The organism is Halorubrum wangae (assembly GCF_051194135.1).
GTDB lineage: Archaea > Halobacteriota > Halobacteria > Halobacteriales > Haloferacaceae > Halorubrum.
In genome coordinates, this window is the sequence record NZ_JBLZNH010000005.1 from 73,523 (window position 1) to 90,748 (window position 17,226).

At 53.7% G+C, this 17,226-nt stretch carries 13 protein-coding genes and 1 pseudogene; 8 read left to right on the forward strand and 6 right to left on the reverse strand.

Translation table 11 applies throughout. The annotated features are described in order from the left end of the window. Positions 1-292 precede the first annotated feature (292 nt). From ACNS84_RS14985 to ACNS84_RS15015, 7 genes and pseudogenes are all read left to right on the forward strand, one after another. Positions 293-523: pseudogene (locus ACNS84_RS14985) on the forward strand (hypothetical protein); the annotation flags it as partial. Positions 524-556: 33 nt separating this feature from the next. Further along, on the forward strand, positions 557-967 hold the full coding sequence (locus ACNS84_RS14990) for a CARDB domain-containing protein (protein WP_435075694.1): 411 nt from the start codon (positions 557-559) through the stop codon (positions 965-967). Positions 968-1,303: 336 nt separating this feature from the next. Next, complete coding sequence (locus ACNS84_RS14995) at positions 1,304-3,451, forward strand: PAS domain S-box protein (protein ID WP_435075669.1); 2,148 nt, start codon at positions 1,304-1,306, stop codon at positions 3,449-3,451. After that, complete coding sequence (locus ACNS84_RS15000; RefSeq protein WP_435075670.1) at positions 3,448-4,029, forward strand: response regulator; 582 nt, start codon at positions 3,448-3,450, stop codon at positions 4,027-4,029. The genes ACNS84_RS14995 and ACNS84_RS15000 overlap by 4 nt, the downstream gene beginning before the upstream one ends. A gap of 99 nt (positions 4,030-4,128) precedes the next feature. Then, the gene (locus ACNS84_RS15005) at positions 4,129-4,503 is read left to right on the forward strand and encodes a HalOD1 output domain-containing protein (RefSeq protein ID WP_435075671.1); all 375 of its coding nucleotides are present in this window, start codon (positions 4,129-4,131) and stop codon (positions 4,501-4,503) included. Between the two features lie 23 nt (positions 4,504-4,526). Beyond that, complete coding sequence (locus ACNS84_RS15010) at positions 4,527-6,002, forward strand: ATPase domain-containing protein (protein ID WP_435075672.1); 1,476 nt, start codon at positions 4,527-4,529, stop codon at positions 6,000-6,002. Between the two features lie 11 nt (positions 6,003-6,013). Then, entirely contained in the window at positions 6,014-7,420 is a 1,407-nt protein-coding gene (locus ACNS84_RS15015) for an ATP-binding protein (RefSeq protein WP_435075673.1), read from the forward strand. Between the two features lie 126 nt (positions 7,421-7,546). On the opposite strand, the gene ACNS84_RS15020 is transcribed toward ACNS84_RS15015, so the two are convergent. The 3 genes from ACNS84_RS15020 to ACNS84_RS15030 all read right to left on the reverse strand — a co-directional run bounded on the left by ACNS84_RS15020 (position 7,547) and on the right by ACNS84_RS15030 (position 11,804). Further along, positions 7,547-8,668 carry a GAF domain-containing sensor histidine kinase gene (locus ACNS84_RS15020; protein ID WP_435075674.1) on the reverse strand — a complete coding sequence of 374 codons (1,122 nt, stop codon included), beginning with the start codon at positions 8,666-8,668 and terminating at the stop codon, positions 7,547-7,549. Positions 8,669-9,450: 782 nt separating this feature from the next. After that, positions 9,451-9,870: a universal stress protein gene (locus ACNS84_RS15025; protein ID WP_435075675.1), complete on the reverse strand. Its 420-nt coding sequence runs from the start codon at positions 9,868-9,870 to the stop codon at positions 9,451-9,453. A gap of 239 nt (positions 9,871-10,109) precedes the next feature. Continuing rightward, positions 10,110-11,804 (reverse strand): PAS domain S-box protein, encoded by a 1,695-nt coding sequence (locus ACNS84_RS15030; protein ID WP_418286915.1) that lies wholly within the window; start codon positions 11,802-11,804, stop codon positions 10,110-10,112. A gap of 470 nt (positions 11,805-12,274) precedes the next feature. On the opposite strand from ACNS84_RS15030, the gene ACNS84_RS15035 reads away from it, so the two are divergent. Continuing rightward, entirely contained in the window at positions 12,275-13,777 is a 1,503-nt protein-coding gene (locus tag ACNS84_RS15035) for an ATPase domain-containing protein (RefSeq protein WP_435075676.1), read from the forward strand. 474 nt (positions 13,778-14,251) lie between these two features. Here ACNS84_RS15035 and ACNS84_RS15040 read toward each other — a convergent pair whose 3' ends face one another. Genes ACNS84_RS15040 through ACNS84_RS15050 form a run of 3 tightly spaced genes read right to left on the reverse strand, consistent with a single transcriptional unit; the run spans position 14,252 to position 17,020 of the window. Next, on the reverse strand, positions 14,252-15,925 hold the full coding sequence (locus ACNS84_RS15040) for a ThiF family adenylyltransferase (protein ID WP_435075677.1): 1,674 nt from the start codon (positions 15,923-15,925) through the stop codon (positions 14,252-14,254). Positions 15,926-15,927: 2 nt separating this feature from the next. Beyond that, entirely contained in the window at positions 15,928-16,398 is a 471-nt protein-coding gene (locus tag ACNS84_RS15045; protein ID WP_435075678.1) for a hypothetical protein, read from the reverse strand. Then, positions 16,391-17,020: a hypothetical protein gene (locus ACNS84_RS15050; RefSeq protein WP_435075679.1), complete on the reverse strand. Its 630-nt coding sequence runs from the start codon at positions 17,018-17,020 to the stop codon at positions 16,391-16,393. Before ACNS84_RS15050 ends, ACNS84_RS15045 begins: the two co-directional genes overlap by 8 nt. Between the last annotated feature and the right edge of the window lie 206 nt (positions 17,021-17,226).

Consider the following 17,226-nt stretch of genomic DNA (forward strand, 5'->3'; position numbering starts at 1 on the left):
ACCAGAAATGCCGGGTGAGATAGTTGTTACACTCCAGTATTCGATGCCCGCCGATGTCGTGGATGTACTCAGCCGGATGAACACCCAGAATGACCCTGTAACCGGCCCAGAATTTCGCGAGATGGTACGCCAAATCGGCGGCGACGATACAGTAACGCTGACCGACCGGTACACGTCGACTCGAGAGATACCTTAAACGTGGGATCAGCAGACGCACGAGCAGGTGTTCGGAGCCACGCCAGCACGAATTAGTTACACGCTCCCCGATCCAGAGAATGCAACAAGCTACCGTGTGAGTGGTCCGTACCGTACGGGAGCCGTTGGTTCGGATCGACCGATTAGACTCGCAACGGGTGAAACCCTCAACCTAAAGATAGTAGCGTCAAATACCGGCGGGACAGCAGGCGAATATGATGCGCGGGTGCAGGTGAATGGGAATCAGACGGATCGCCAGCAAGGCCGTCTCGCAGCGGGTGCGACAAAGACGCTGAATTTCTCTCACACCTTCTCTACGGCAGGTGAGTACAGTCTAGTCGTTGGAGGGGGTCAGGTAGCCGTGAGTGTTCGAAAGCCCGCACAGCCAACTGTCATTTCGATTGAATCCCAAGATACCACGACGACAGGAACGTCCAACTATTCGGTCGAGATTATCGCGACGATACGGAATACCCACGCGTTCCCAGCAGCAGGAAATCTTACACTCTATCAGAACGGAAAGCCGCTCAAGACACAACGAATCCAGTTAGCTCCGAACGAGAAGCGCACAATTAGCTACAACGCGACTGTCGAAGAGGCGGGCGAACACATCTACCGGCTTGGGGGACAGCAAGCGACGGTAACGATCGCGCCAGCGTCAACGCCCAACCCTGATTCGGAAACGACTTCGACGGAGAGCCCTGGACTCGGAGTCGGAGTGGCACTACTTGCAATCATCGGCCTCATCATCGTACTTTTCCGCAAGCAGTAAGATCGCCACCACTCAGCCGGGGGCAGCGATATTCGGGACTGAAGAGCCACCACAAGTATAATTATCAACTATTGGGTTTATCCCCTTAATTTATTAGTACCCGTCAGTATGTGTGAATGTCTTCCATACAGGAGTGTTCAATCCATGAACTGGTTTCAACCAACAAGGTGTGATTCGGACACATCTATAGCGTCTCAGTCGGGACCTGCCCGGATTGGGCTACTTCTTACCCAGGAAGCCAATAGCGAGCATCTGGGCGAGTGGTTATCTTCAACGTATGAGGTCGTTCAACCAGACGGCGAATCTCTGTCTCAGTCGAATTGTGACCTCTACATCGTGGATGAATCGATGCTGGAAATGCATTACTCCCGGCTCGACCAACTCAAAGAAGAGTCAACTCCGGTGTTTCTCCCCTACCTCTTGGTTTCGACTAGCACGGATACCCATCCAAACGATCAAGCGGTGTGGGATCTCGTTGATGAGATTATTTCCATTCCAACTGAAAAGCGAACACTCAGCCATCGGCTTGTTAATCTACTCGAACGGCGCGAACTCACAACGAACCTTTCAGCAGAGTTGGAACAACAGCGTAATCTGTTCCGAAATATCTTCGAGTCTTCGAATGACGCAGTCTTCATTATTGATCCTGAGTCGGAAGAGATCCGCGAGTGTAATCCACAGGCCTGTGACCTGCTCGGGTATACGAGAGACGAACTCCGTTCGTCCTCTCCGGAGGTCATTCACCCGGACGAAAAATCAGAGTTTCGGGCATTCGTCACTAATGTCATCGAAAACGGTCGTGGGTATACCACCGCATTGACCTGCCACACCAAAGACGGTGAGCAACTCGAGGCTGAGATATCGGCCTCTGCATTCCAGATTCATGGGCGTTCTCATGTACTCGCCAGTGTTCGCGATATCACGACTCGCTACGAACAGCGGCAAGTCCTGAAAGGGCTACACGACGTGACAACTGAACTGATGCGGGCCCCGACAAAACCTGAGATTGCGGAGGTGACGATAACCGCCGCAAAACAGGTCTTCGAGTACGACATCGCTGGCGTTCGTCTCTTAAACGACGAGTCGGCGTCCGAAACCCTCGAACTCGTGGCCGCAACCAACGAAACATACGATCTCTTAGATGCCACATCAACTGTCTACAAGCGTGGCGAAAGCGTGGTTGGAGGGGTATTCGACGAACAAGAACCAACCATTCTCGACGATATTCAATCGAGTGAGACGCCGTTCGAATACGGGCCCATTCGGAGTGTGATGTGTTTTCCTCTCGATGAGCACGGGGTCGTGAGTATCGGAGCAACAGAATCTGCTGCATTCGACGGAATGGATGCCGAATTGACGAGTATCTTAGCTGCGAACACGACTGCCGCACTCACTCGAGCACAGCGAGAACAGGCATTGAGCGAACAGACGGAGTATTTCAGTTCCCTCTTCGAGAACGCAACTGACGCCATCGCCGATGTCACATTTGAGGAAGATGCTCCGTGTATCCAAGACGTCAATTCGGAATTTGAACGAGTGTTCGGTTATGAGAGCGCCAACATTCGTGGGACCTCACTCACCGACCTCGTCGTCCCACCAAGTGAAGAGGCGGCATCCCAGTCGCTCATCGCTCGTGCGTTTACAGGAGGTAGTACCGTCGAAACAGAAGGTCGTCGCGAGACGGCAACCGGACGGCGAGACTTCCTCATCCGCGTCGTCCCGATCCAACAGAATGGAGAAAGCCTCGGCGCCTACGTCGTGTATACGGATATTACCGAGCAAAAACGTCGTGACCAGCAGCTACAAGTTCTCAATCGTGTCCTTCGACACAATATTCGAAACAAACTGAACGTCGTCCGTGGAGTCGTTGAATGGTCACTTGACAATGAGAGAGACGTGCCAACGTCTCTTGCAAAGAACGGGTTGGACGCCGTAGATGAACTCCTCAATCTAAGCGAAACAGCGCGGACCCTATCGAAAGGGACCAATCCGAAACAGAACCTCGAACCCGTTCCGATTGCCAACCTCATCGAGCAACCAGTGACGTCACTTCGAGAGCATTATCCCAACGCCGACATCTCGATAACAATCGAGACTGAGGAGTGGGTAGCCGGAACTGTCCAAGTAGACCGTGCGCTGAAGGAGCTATGTGAAAACGCTATCAAACACTCCAATCAGGCGACTCCCTCGGTGTCCATCACAGTCGAACCAGCGGAAGATGGGACTGGGTGGGTAACAATTACTGTCGAAGATAACGGCCCAGGAATCCCGGAAGAACAGCAAGCCGTACTCCGAGAAGGAAAAGAGACCCAGCTCCAGCATGGGAATGGACTCGGTCTCTGGGCTGTACACTGGATTGTCACTATCGCCGGCGGAGATCTTAGATTGTTGAACGATGACGGTCAAGGAGCAACCGTGATACTCAATCTGCCCACAGTCGGGGCGAACTACGGCTTACAAAACCATCCGGAGACACAAATATGACAGACCCAACTCAGGAGTCGGAACAAGAACCGGCCACAATCCTTGTCGTTGATGACGAACAGGGATTGGCAGACCTATACGCTCTCTATCTCGAAGAGGACTATACCATACGAATCGCATACGGTGGCCAAGAGGCCCTCAGGATCATCGACGATGATGTTGACGCTGTGTTGCTCGATCGACGGATGCCGGGGATTTCCGGTGATGAGGTACTCGCCACACTTCGTGAGCGTGGATATGATCAGCCCGTTGCAATGCTCACCGCGGTTGATCCAGGAGAGGAGATCATCGGCCTGGATATCGACGAATACTTTGTGAAACCTATCTACGAGGAACAGCTTCGAGAGGCTGCCGAAGCACTACTTGCGCGAAGGCGATACGATGAAGAGTTTCGCGAGTACTTCGCCGCGATCTCGAAGAAGGCTGCTCTGGATGCATCCATGAGCGAAAAGGAACATGTACCAAGTGACGCAGATGTGATATTAGAACAGGAGGTGACGGAGGCAAAGGACGCAGCAGATTCAGCACTCATGGAGATGATGGCGAAGGGCGCCTTCGCCGGATTCCATAATTTCTGATACTTCAGAAAACACTATGACAACCAAAACACCAAATCAGCGGAGAGCGAGCAATTCCGGACGTACTCGAAAGAGTGCAACACAGGGGGACAGCGACGTATGAACGATAGTATCTCAATTCATAGGAGTGATTTTGAGATAGATTCAGCGACTGATGTGCCGCAGGGGAGTGTTGAATACGATTCGTCACTTGAGGCATATCGCCTGAAACACGACTGGTCGACGAACAATTCGCTCTGCGTATCGCTACTCTCCGTAATAGAGGTAGCATCGAAGGAATCGACAGACGAACTGCCGACGTTGCATGAACGGATCGATCCAGATGCACTATATGGCCTTTTTGCCCCGGCCAAGTCAGGGGCGTCGAGAGCACGGGGGCAGGTAGCCTTCCCATACGCAGGCTTCCATGTGACTATCGCCGCAGACGGGATGATCATAGTCCGACAGAGTCACACAGAGGATGAAACCCAATGACAGACAGATCAGAACCACATACAATGACCGAGACCGCACAGACCTTTGACCGCGTTGCCACCGGTATTCGTGGTCTCGATACCATTCTCAATGGCGGGCTCGTACCCGAACGAAGTTATCTCGTTCGGGGGAGACCAGGGACTGGCAAAACGATTCTGGGGTTGCATTATCTCACACAAGGAACAGCACAGGGCGAAACATCGTTGTTCATCAATCTTGAGGAAGCAACTGCAGACATCGAACAGAATGCAGCAGTACTCGGCTTCGATATCGAGGACGTTCATTTTCTCGATCTGAGCCCAAAGTCAGAGTTCTTCGCCGACGATCAGGGCTACGACATCTTCGAATCTAGCGAGGTCGAACGTGATCCGTTAGTCGAAAAAATCACCGAGCGGGTGTCGGCAGTTGAACCAGATCGCGTGTTTGTCGATCCGATCAGCCAGCTCCGGTACCTCTCGACCGATGAGTACCAGTTTCGCAAGCAGGCACTCTCGTTTATGCGACTACTGGGTGAAGCGGGTGCGACCGTTCTATTCACAACGCAGGCCACCGAGGATGCCCCAGACGACGACCTGCAGTTTATGAGTGACGGGATGATCGAACTCGGTTACGCGTCGACCGGCCGGTCGATCAGCGTCCCGAAGTTTCGGGGCTCAGCGACTCGGAGCGGGGACCACTCGGTGAAGATCACCGATGACGGGCTAGTTGTGTATCCAGAACTCGCCCCGGGAGACTACAACCAGGAATTCGTCGATGAACCAATCTCTGCAGGTGTTCCAGAAGTCGACCAACTACTCAATGGGGGGCTGGATCGGGGTACCGTGACAGTTATTTCCGGGCCAACAGGGGTCGGGAAGACGACGACTGGCACGCAGTTTATGAAGGAAGCTGCAGGCCGAGGGGAACGATCAGTGATGTATCTCTTTGAGGAAACATCGGGCACCTTTATGCGACGATCCGAAGCAGTCAACATACCCGTCGCGGAGATGCGCGACCGCGGGACGCTTAATGTCGAAGAGATCGAGGCCTTAGAGATCTCACCCCAGGAGTTCACCAATATGGTACGCCAAGAGGTGGAAAACAAAGGGGCCGAAATCGTGATGATCGACGGGATCTCAGGCTACAAACTCGCCTTAGAAGGTGAAGAAGGCGAGCTTGTTTCGCATCTCCACTCTCTCGGTCGGTATCTCAAAAATATGGGTGTGACAGTAATTATGATTGAGGAAATCACCAACATTACAGGAGAGTTTCAGGCGACTGATGTTGGGATAAGCTATCTTGCGGACAACATTGTCTTTCTCCGTCATCTCGAATTGCAGGGAGAGATGCAGAAAGTTATTGGTGTCCTGAAAATGCGCACCAGTGACTTCGAACGGACGCTTCGCCAATTCAAAATCACCGAGCACGGAATTACAGTCGGTGAACCACTAACGCAGCTCCGAGGGATTCTCAGCGGAACCCCGGAATGGACTGACGGCCCAGACTCGACTGAGCAATAATCGAGAACGTAATGGAACCTTCTAACAGAGACAACGACCATCGGACGACGCTCCTCCTGCTGATCCAGAGCGAACGGAACCGCGAATTGCTTGCCGAGCAACTGGAGGAGGAATATATTGTTCAGACCCACGCCGATACACCGTTTGAAAATCCTCACTTCGATCTATGTCTGGTCGATACTAACTCGTTTGGGAGGTTCAAGGACGAACTGCAAAAAGTAAAAGCTGAAACGGCACCGACGTTTTTACCGGTCCTCTTGCTCACGGGTGACAAGTCACCGGATGAATGTACAGGCAACACCTGGGACGTCGCTGACGAGCTGATTCAGCGACCGGTCAGTAGGGCCGAATTGAACGCACGGATTGATAACCTTCTGAAACGCCGCCGGCTGTCGCTCGAACTTACACGGCAGAAAGAGCAGAGTGACCGGCGGTTTGAATCGCTCTTCCAGTCCACCCCAGACCCGGTCGTTGTGGTGAAACCGGATGGAACCGTCACCGAGGCAAATGACGCCTTCGCCGAGGCGTTCGGGATCGACACCGAACACTTAGAGGATCGGCCAATCACCGACCTCGAATTCTCCCCATCAGAGTCGCTGGAGCGTGTTCTTCTGAGAATCGACGACGATACGACGACAACAGTCCAGTGGGGACGCGATAAGGAGAACTCCCAAGTTATGGAGTTAAACACGGAGGCTATTACCGGGCTGGGTAAAGCAGCCGAGCGTATCGGGATATTCAGAGATGTCACGGAGCGAGCGAAACGCGAAGAGGAACTCGCACGACAGAACGAACGGCTTCAGGAATTCGTCAGTACAGTTGCCCATGACCTGCGTAACCCTCTCAATGTCGCGAGTGGTCGCCTCGAACTAGCACGCGAATCAGGGGATGTAGAACATTTTGAAGCGATCGAACAATCTCACAAGCGGATGGCGGAGATGATCGACGAACTCCTGTCTCTCGCAAAACAAGGGCAAGCAGTTCTTGATCCAAACGCAGTCACGCTCGCCGAGGTCGCCTCACAAGCGTGGGAGCACGTTGATACATCAGATGCCACCCTCGAAATTGGTGTTGACACTTCGACTGTACTACTGGCTGATGAAGGACGGCTATGTGAACTCTTCGAGAACCTCTTTCGGAATGCGATCGATCATGGTGGAGATTGTGTCACCGTCACTCTCGATATCTGTGACGATGGTGCGGGCTTCTACGTCGAAGACGACGGCCCAGGGATACCTGCTGGGAAACAAGACGAGGTCTTCGAAGCGGGATATACTGATGCAGCGGAGGGCACCGGATTCGGGCTCTCGATTGTCCAACAGATCGTTGATGGACACGAGTGGGAGATCGCTATTTCAGAAGGGACTGCAGGTGGAGCACGATTCGAGATTAGGAACGTCGAACTCGACCGTGTATAGTCTGATTTGGGGCCGATTCGACGTCAGATTGTGCTGCTCCCCAAGAAGTGGATATCGGTAACCGTAGCCGAAACATCATCGAGATAACCGAAAGAAATCGCCTCATTCGCACTCTAATCTGCGAATTCACACCATATCGTTCCCGATCGGGAGATCAAGATACCACTGTAGATCATTGTCGGGGATGGCCTCAGAATGCAGCCAGATACGAATCGTCGTCCCGTCATCGACAGCGACTGTGAGTTTGCCGCCAGAGCGGACAACAGTCCAATAGACGAACCACAAGCCCAACCCCTGGCCGTGTTCCAACTGTGTCTCCATCTGACCTCGGAGAATGTTTCGCTCCATCTCCGGGAGTCCACATCCGTTGTCTTCAACCGTAATCACAACCCAGTCGTCCTCCTCTACTTCAGACTGGAGACTCAGCTCAAGCTCTGGGTCCCCCTTCGTATGTGTGATAGCGTTCTCCCCGAGTTCATACAATGCAGGCTTCAGATACTCGTTCGTAAATGCAGTCTGGGTGTTAGGTATCTCGACATCGACCTCTGCCCTCGGGTGACGATCCTGGAGTTCGGTAGCAACGTCAGATAATAGCGACCCGAGTTCCTGCTGTTCGGGTGGACCAGCGTCTCTGGCAACGTTTTCGAGATTTCGGGCGGTTTCGCCAAGTTCAGTAAGATTGTCCGCGCTGGCCACAATTCGCTTCGCTAACTCTTGTTCGTCGCCAGCGAGTCGTTGAGTAAGAAGGTCGGCGTAGCCTCTGACAACATTCATCGAATTCCGGAGATTGTGCCGAAGAACACGATTGAGAACAGCATTTAGTCGATCACGATCGGCGAGTTTATATTCGTACCGCTTAGCCTCAATTTCTGTGCCAACGACGCCAGCCACGAGTTCGACGAACGCGCGTTCAGAAGCAGAGAAGTCTCTAGTATGCGGCGCTTTGGAAACGAAGCAAACCGTGCCATAGGTCGTTCCTTCAACCGAGATTGTCGCACCGAGGTAACATTCAAGATTGTGTCTGTGGTACGCGGGATCGTCCGCCCATCCTTGTTCACTGGCATGAGAGATCGCCAGCGGTGAATCCTGTTCGATTGTTCGCCGACAGAATGTCGTCGCGTGAGTATGTTGCGCACCAACCTCGAGGAGTTCGCCCTCCCCCCCCCCCAGCAGTCGCGATGACATCATGGACACCGCGCTCTTTATCAATCCGTTTGATATGGCCGTTTTCGACGTCCAGATACTCACAGCCCAGTGAAAGGAGCTGATCAAATTTCTCAGAAAGCGTGAGGTTTTGGTTTTCCCGAACCTGGTACACTTCCCGCCGGTACAAATCCCCCTCCGATGAACGGGAAGATTCCTCAGAGGACATCCTTGGATCAGGGTTCGGGACACACAAGCATCATATTTGGGATGAGGTCGTCCAAGAGCGTGATCGACCACCATGAAACTATCACCTCATATTGAACGATATCCCGATATTCAGCTGTCGTCATTCGACTAGGTCAACTCAGTTTCGAGCTGAAATCCACACACGAATGAGAGAATTGTTGCTAACCAGTAGCCAAAGGGTATACAACATAAGTAGTCTATTCTATACAAACGTCAATAATGTCGTTACGTGATTGGATTCCTAGACTGGGATCACTTGATGATGTTCGGGTGGGAAATCTCAAGAAATGTGTTTCAGAATCTGATGGTGTCAAATTGATAGATGATCATCACCGGCGAGGAACCCATCGAGTGACGCTTCGACTCCATAAGGACTCTTCACTAGACGATGAACTGCTGCGAATGCTCAATACACGTCACGTGAGTTTTGTGGATTTCTATGTTGAAGATGAAAATGCATATATCGAGATTGAGATATCGTAACGATGGCCGATAGAGTCTAGATGTTGCTACTCTCAACAAACATCAACCGGAAGAAGTGAGAGACAAGAATTGGTTTAGGCATATCCGTAGGCAATTTCAGTTGCCATATATATTAATAGCAGACATTTTGGTTGGTGTGATATCCACACTGCAATTCATTCTTGGATAATCGTAAATGCGGCTGGTGCATTATTTGTAACAATATTTATTGCGTTATTCACATTCGGATCCCGTTTTATCTCATTTCCGCTGACCGCTAAAACAATTAAATCAGACTGGAGTGCGTCAGCATATCTGATAGTAGCTTCTCCAATCGGTCCAGGAGAATGCAACAGTCGGACCTTCCGATCAGTATCGTCTGTCATTGATTCTACCTGATCAACGAGTCTGTCGATAGTAGCCTTCAAAAGCTCCTTCGGACGTTGCTCAGTGATTTCTTCAACAGATACCGTTGGTTTTGCAGTCGCATCAGATGCGATGTGGAGAAAATCTATTCGGTGATCAGGTACTGTAATCGCATATTCTAGAGCCGAAAAGGGATTGAGATCCTTGTGGCTTGGTATGAGTAGAGACATTCCTTTTGGAAAATCAAGGGTTGTTCCCTTAATCCTCTTGTGACCAGCAGTACTCCGATAGGAATCACCACAGACATATAGAGCCCAGTAGCAGTCACGAGACATAGAACGGTCGACAATCTTTCCAGGGGCTAGGACTCAGATCGTCAAATGGTCGGTGTCAGTGGCGTGAAGAGAAGCACCCGCACCGACGGTATCCCCATACCACTATTCCAGAAACAGTCCTGACGACAACGTACTCAATTCGGCGTCGTAGCAGATTGTATGCCCGAAATTTCGAACCGTGCACCACTATTTGTACCGTCAGTAATCGTAATCGTCCAGCCGTGCGCCTCGACGATTCGCCTGACGATTGCGAGTCCAAAGCCATTACCCTCTTGATGCGTCGTATATCCACTGTCGAAGACGTCTTCGCGCTCGGCTGCGGGGATACCAGGTCCCGTGTCCTCGATGTAGATGCCATTACCGTCGTCAAGGGGGCCTACGCGAACTGTCACTGTGTCACCACCGTGCTCAATTGCATTCCGGTAGAGGTTTTCGAGCACTTGACCGAGGCGACTGCGGTCCGCATCTAGATGAAGATCTGTCTCAACCTCAATTGACGCAGCATCGGTTGCGACGTTCGCCCAGGCTTGCGTTGCGAGTGAGACAAGCGAGATTGTTTCCGTCTCACCGACCGCATCACCCTCCCGGGCGAGTGTCAACATATCCTCGATGAGTCGTTCCATACGATTCAACGCCCGTATAATGGGGTCAAGGTGATCCTCGTTGTACCCCTCGCGTCCTATGAGCTCCATCCGCCCTTTCGCCACTTGTAACGGATTGCGTAAGTCATGGGACAATAGACTGGCAAATTCCTCAAGCCGGTCGCGTTCTCGCCGAATCGTCTCCTCGGCAGACAATCGTTTGAGAGCGGTCACAACGTGGGTTGCCAGCATCTCCGCGACATCCTCGTCACGGTCCCCGAACGCCCCAGGGTCCGACGCGAACACCTGTAGGACACCCCAGCCCTCAAGCGGGATACTCAATAGCGCCCGTGGGGCGACGTGCGGCTGGGGCTCGGGCTGTGCCCCACCATCTTGATTCGTCGACGTGGCTGCGGATCGGGTGTCCTCGAGATCGTCGACTCTGAGAACCATGCCCGTTTGATAACTCTGTCCAGCGTATCCTACCGAAAGGGGTACTGGATTCCAATCGCCAACATCGTCGGAACCTGAACTGGCGGCTGGAACCAGTTGGTCACCCTCTACCACGGCGACACGAGCGACGTCCGCGTCGAACAGCTCGACAGCGCCGTCAGCTGTCCGTTGATAAATGGCAGCTCTCGAACCGGCCGCGGCGAAGTCAGTGGCAATCTCGTGGAGCTGTGTTACCTTCGACGTGTGCTGATGAAGCCGGTACTCCGCTGCCTTCCGGTCGGACACGTCCTGAATGACACCCGTAAACAGATGGTCGTCACCAACGGCATACTCACCAAAGCTGACCTCCACAGGAAACTCCTCTCCGTTAGCTCGCTGGCCAACCAATTCGAGCCCCTCCCATTCAACAGAACGTTCACCCTTTGAGAGATACCGTGTTACTGCATTATGATGCGCCTCGTGGAACCGATCAGGCATTAACGTCGTTAGCGACTTTCCAGTAAGTGTCGCTGGGGGGTATCCGAAGAGTTCCTCGACGGCGTCGTTTGCATACCGAATCGTGCTCGTTTCGTCGATCGTGATGACGGCAAATGACGAATTCTGAGTCAGGGCACGAAACCGGTGGTCAGATAGTTCGAGCTGTTGTTCGCGGGCTTCGAGGCCGGTCGCATAGTAACCCAGAAGAATCCCAGCGGCCATGAAGATGCCAACGCCGTTGAGAGTGAGAACCATCGGTTCACCGGACGGCACTTGTTCGAGCGAGATGATAAACAGGATCCAGAGAGTGGCGGCCACGCCGACAAGAACTCCACCAAGCAGCCATTTCGCAAGCTGACTAATCCGAGCGGCCGGATGTGTTCGTACCAGCCAGACTCCACCAATAATGAGTCCAAGACTGACAGCAAAAGGGAGCAAGACTTCAATGAAATCGATAACGGGATTGTCGGTATACGTTACGACACGACCAAGCGTGAGCAATAGAAGAACAAATCCAAGGATAGCGACCCCCCATTGGCTGGGCAACCGAGACTCCCAGTGTATTCCAATAGATTACGAACTGTTAGCCACTTAACCAACGTGGTCGTCGAATATCGACGTGTTCAGCGATTACGCAACAAAGAGGAATCCCCTGACGATAGTCTGTTACATCCCCAACGAATATTAGACTACTGTGGCCCTGAATCGTCCACTCCATCAGTCAGGAGTTTTCGGTGGGAGACACTCACTACCGAAGTATTACAACCATCCGAGACATTTCCGGTGGTATGGCTGGGACTGTCTCAACTGGCGACCAAGTATTCGATACCGCCCTCGACGGAGGTATCCCCACTGGTGCTTCCGTGTTATTCACTGGCGGTCCTGGAACAGGGAAAACGACTGCAGCAATGCAGTTTCTTCAAGCCGGACTGGAGGCCGATGAGCAGTGTGTCTTCATCAGTACCGAACAAGCAATCGCCGAGCTGCGGATCGGGCTCGAAGATTTTGGATTTGAATTCGACCATCCAAATCTCACGTTGACGACCGTTCATGCGGGCCACGGGGAATCGGTGACAACAGGTGAAGCTGGCCTTGTGATGCGAACGTTAGATGGCGGAACCACTATGGACGAGGGTCGGTCGGTTCCGTTCACACCAGAGTATATCCAACAATATTTTGAGCGGCTTGCACCGGCAGACCGTATTGTTCTGGATAGTGCGTCTGGATTCGCTGCAGTCACACAGGACCACGCTCAGTATCGTCGGGTAATGATCGATATCATTCGACAATTCAAACGCCAATTTGAAGCGACATCTATCTTGACTGCGCAAGATTACGCACAACAAGACGATACAGCAACGAATCACGGAACACTCAGTTCGTCGCTTGCGCTTCAATTTACTGTAGATGGCGTTGTTCGGCTGTGGCAGGACGAGCTGGAAGGCGAATATCATCGCTATGTCCACATTACCAAGATGCGAGGTGCCGATCACGACCTCCGTCCTTACGAGATGAATTTGAGCGCGAAGGGGATGCGACTCAAACCACTCAACCGGTCACCGCCCGCCTCCCTTTCCTCAAAAGGCCGAACGACATCAGGACTCCCAGAGCTTGATAATCTCCTCGGAGGAGGATTCATAACTGGAAGCACAATCAGTTATCTGTACTCGGGAGATGCTCACGCTGATCTGCTATTATCAAAGGTGACTGCTGAAATGGTGAATTCAGATCGCGATGTGGTTATCGTTCCGCCTCCAAATTTGACATACGAGCAGCTTGATCAGTATCTTCAAGCCTTAGAGGACCAACCTCTTAAGGCGTATCTAGATGCCGAATCTATCCGTGTTTTAGATGTGCTTGGAAGCGGCTCAAAATCGAATAATTTCCTGCCAGATGACATCACCTCCCGTTCGGTTGAATCGCCAAAACAGGACGAGCTATTGGATGAGTTACGCCGAATCCAGTATCAGTCGACGACTCCACTTACAATGATCCTCTCCTGCCAAGCGACGCGGATGTTCGGAGATGACAATGTCCTTCCAGGTATGATTTCTGTGTTAACAGCTGAGGCTCGTGGCTCAGATGATACAGTAATGTTCGCAGGAACGCCCGAGCTTATCGATGAACGTACGGCAGCTCGTCTGATGAACGCAAGCGAGCAAATTCTGAAACACGAACGCCGTCCGAACGGAATGGAGTCGATTCGTCTGCGAAAGGGGTTAGGCGGCGAAGTCGGCAGTTCTCGAGTCGTTGAATACTATCGAGATGCCCCCTATCTATCTCTATCTTAGAACGAAGAGTGGTGATGTGAGTGCGATTCCCAACAGAGTTCTACTACGCAAACGTACCCTCCCTCATTCAAACAATTCACTGACACGGTGTCGATCTCTCTGCCGGACAAGTGTTATAAGCGGACCAGTACCAACTAAGACGCCGAGGACGAGTAGGCCAGCGACCGGAATCACACGTTCAGACGGAATTGTCAGTGTCCCGCCTGGGTACCAACCCGCCAAAAAGATCGCGGCTCCAAGTGACAGTACAGCCGTGAGTGAGCGAACCGCATTTTCAACGACTATACGAAATGGGAGAGGTTTGGACTGGCTCATAAAAACACGCTCTGTATAGCAGAAATATACGTGTCCTCCGATATAAAATCCTCAGACTCTCACAGATGGATCGGATTGACAACAGCAGACGACGTCTTGGAGTAAACAACATCGATGGGTATAGTCTGAAGACGATATTATATCCGTATTCTACCGACCTTAACGCAGGTCTTCGACAAGATCGCTCGCATCTCGAGTTTTCTGCTCAGGCATCTCCATATCCTCGCGTTCGTACCGCATCGCCCAGTCGGTCCCAGTTGGGAGCTCCTCGCGGTCGCCGACGCCAATTGGTGCTGCCTCGCAATCCTCCCCACAGCCCCACGTAGACGACATATTCGTCTCCACATCACGGAGACCAAGTCGAAGCGTACCCTCGATCTTCCGTGCTACGTCCAGCGTGATCGCCAGGAACCGCCGCTGCATTAGACCAGCGACAATCGCGTTCACCCCGATGACCGACGGGTCCCTATCCTCTTCGGCTGGGTCCTTCCCACCCTGCACGTAACCCCGTTCGCCACGAAACTCGGGATGGTCGGCCTCCCAGTCGACATCGTCCTGAGTCCAGACGCGCTGGCACTCGAAACACGGCCAACCGGGTCCGGTGACCGCCGTTTCGACTTTCGCCTCTTTTTCTAGGACGCCCTGATCGTCGGCGTGTAGGAGGCTTCCACCGTCAATAACGGGAATACAGTGAGCGCGAGCGAGCACGTCCAGGACCTGTCGGGGGCGAGCGGCGTCGACTCCGGACATGATAAGATCACAATCCAGGAGATCAGGGACAGCCGCATACTCGAGGTTTTGCTCGACGACACTCCCGTCAACGACCCGCGTCTCAAAGTTCTCAGCTGTCGCACTTCGACGGGCAACGCGTTCGGCAATCTCGGTCTTGAGGCGGTCTTGCCGGACGTCTATCCGCCGGGCACCCTGTGCGCGGTTGAAGTTCGCGCTCTCGAGGTGGTCGAAGTCTACGAACACGAGTTCACCAACGCCCAGGCGGGCTAGGTGTTCTGCAAGAATCGACCCGACGCCACCACAGCCCACGATGCCGACGCAAAGGTTGGCTAATCGTGCCTGGCCGTCTGCCCCCCAGAGCTGGATCGTGGAGTCCTGCTCAGCACTAGCAACACCTACACTATCGGCACCGGCATCTCGCCGGCCGGTTGGACGAACATCCAAAGCGGGTTCGTCAGTGGCTGGACCGACAACGCGAACGTGGTCGGCGCGCGTTACCTCCGGCCCGTCGCTGGGGTCGCGCGTGGGTTCGTAGACACGCATCGACCAGTCGCCTGCATCATTAGTGATGGCAGCAGCGAACGGAGCGCCGCCGGGGAGGCGATCCCGGTCGTTCTCGTAGACGCGAGCCGCCGACGCGGTATCGGTACCGCTCTCACGAACGCCGCCGGGTTGAGTATGAATCCGAATGAGCCCGCCACCACGGCTGCGGGCACGTTCGATTGCGCGCTCGTGGTAGGCTTCACTGAATTCGTAGCCGACGATCGAGTCGTCGCTCGATACGTCGCCATTAGAGCTACTCCCAAACAACGACCCGAATGAACGGCTTTCTGACCTATCTCCCCAAGCTGTCCCCTTCAGCTCCAGGTCGTCACTGGCCTCAGGGTGGACGACGTCTTCGACAATGTAACTCGCACGATGGTTGCCCGTACTCTTTGCGAGAACGGCGAACGCACCACGCTCGCACATGCCGTAGAAAGGGTGGCCTTCACTCGGAAAGAGCACCTTCATCAAATCCTCGTGGATATCTCGGGGGAACACGAGGTGGACCTCGTCGGCGTCGGCTGCCGTCAGCCAGTCCGCTGCTGTACCTTGAGGCATAGTCAGTCCTCCTTTTCGAAGCGAGACCGCACGACCTCAGGAGCTTTCCGGAGGTCAGCGGGTTCAGTCCCCGAGAAGTCCTCCCAGCGGTAACTCCAAAGGGCGACTTCGTCGACGTCGAGAGCCTCACGTGCCGGACGCCCCTTGGCATGGTCGCGATGCACGCTGTCGACCTCCTGACCGTCGTGCTTCGTGACGTAGGGGTACGTCACAATGCCATAGGGCCGTCGACCGTTCGGGAAATCGGTCGGAATGCGGAGGATAGCGAGGACTTCTTCCTGGTCGAAAACGTCGTTGACGTGGGCAGGATTGACAGTCCCGATACTGACCCATGCCCAGTCGCCTTCGACCGCGATGAGTTCGGCTTCAGGCCGCTCGTCCTGCAGTTCGGAGAGAGCATCGCGACACCTTTCGCTGAGGTGATTGCGGAGGTCCGCGCGATCAGCGTCTTCCGGTGTCTCGCCCTCACTCATACGCGATCTTCCCCCCATCGCTGGTCGACTCGAAGAACGTTCGGTTCTTTTCGCCGAGGTCCAGATCCCGATCAGCCGGGAACGCCTGGTCTTCCTGACGGTTGCCGAGAAGGCCGTCCAGCGGGAAAAGCCCGAGTTCGTCGGGATCCTTCTTGCCGGCGTCCAGCAGGATGGTTTCGACGGATACCGAACTGTCGTCGTATCGGTCGACAAACTGCTGATTGACGTACACGACATGGCCAATGGTGCTGAACTCCAAGGGTTCGACAGTGTCCGCGAGGTTCTCCAGGCGCTCCGTGAGGTTGTCGAACTTCTGCAGGAGGCTGGTGTTGCCATCGGGAACCTCCTGTCGAATGTCCCTCGCCCGCTCACGCTCTGCGCTGACGATAGTCTTCGCGCCTACGAGCGCGTCAATACCTTGGGGGTCGGCGTCGTCGGCCCATGTTTCGATGGCTCCGATGGCCTCCTTCATGTGTGATAGTCGACGGAAGACCTCGACCGGGACGTCGTCTTCAATAGCCTCGATGGCGGACTGTACCGGGTTGACCTTGCCGGCAACTTTCTTCGTGGTAGTCGTACTGTGCTCGTCTGCGGAGTCGGCGGGAGTGTTGCGTTCACTCATGGTTGTGGGTCGTCGCGCTTAGCCCGGCGACGTGGGGCCGACCGAAATGGTACATTCGCAGCTGTGAACAGATCTATGAACGGGCCGAGACCACGTGGTCACTCGGTACCCGTCAGGGGTCCGTTCGGCGGGCGAACATACGTGGAGGTCACTGCCGGATACCCCGGCTCACTCGTCGGTCTTGGTGGGTTCCCGCCGTCCCCCTG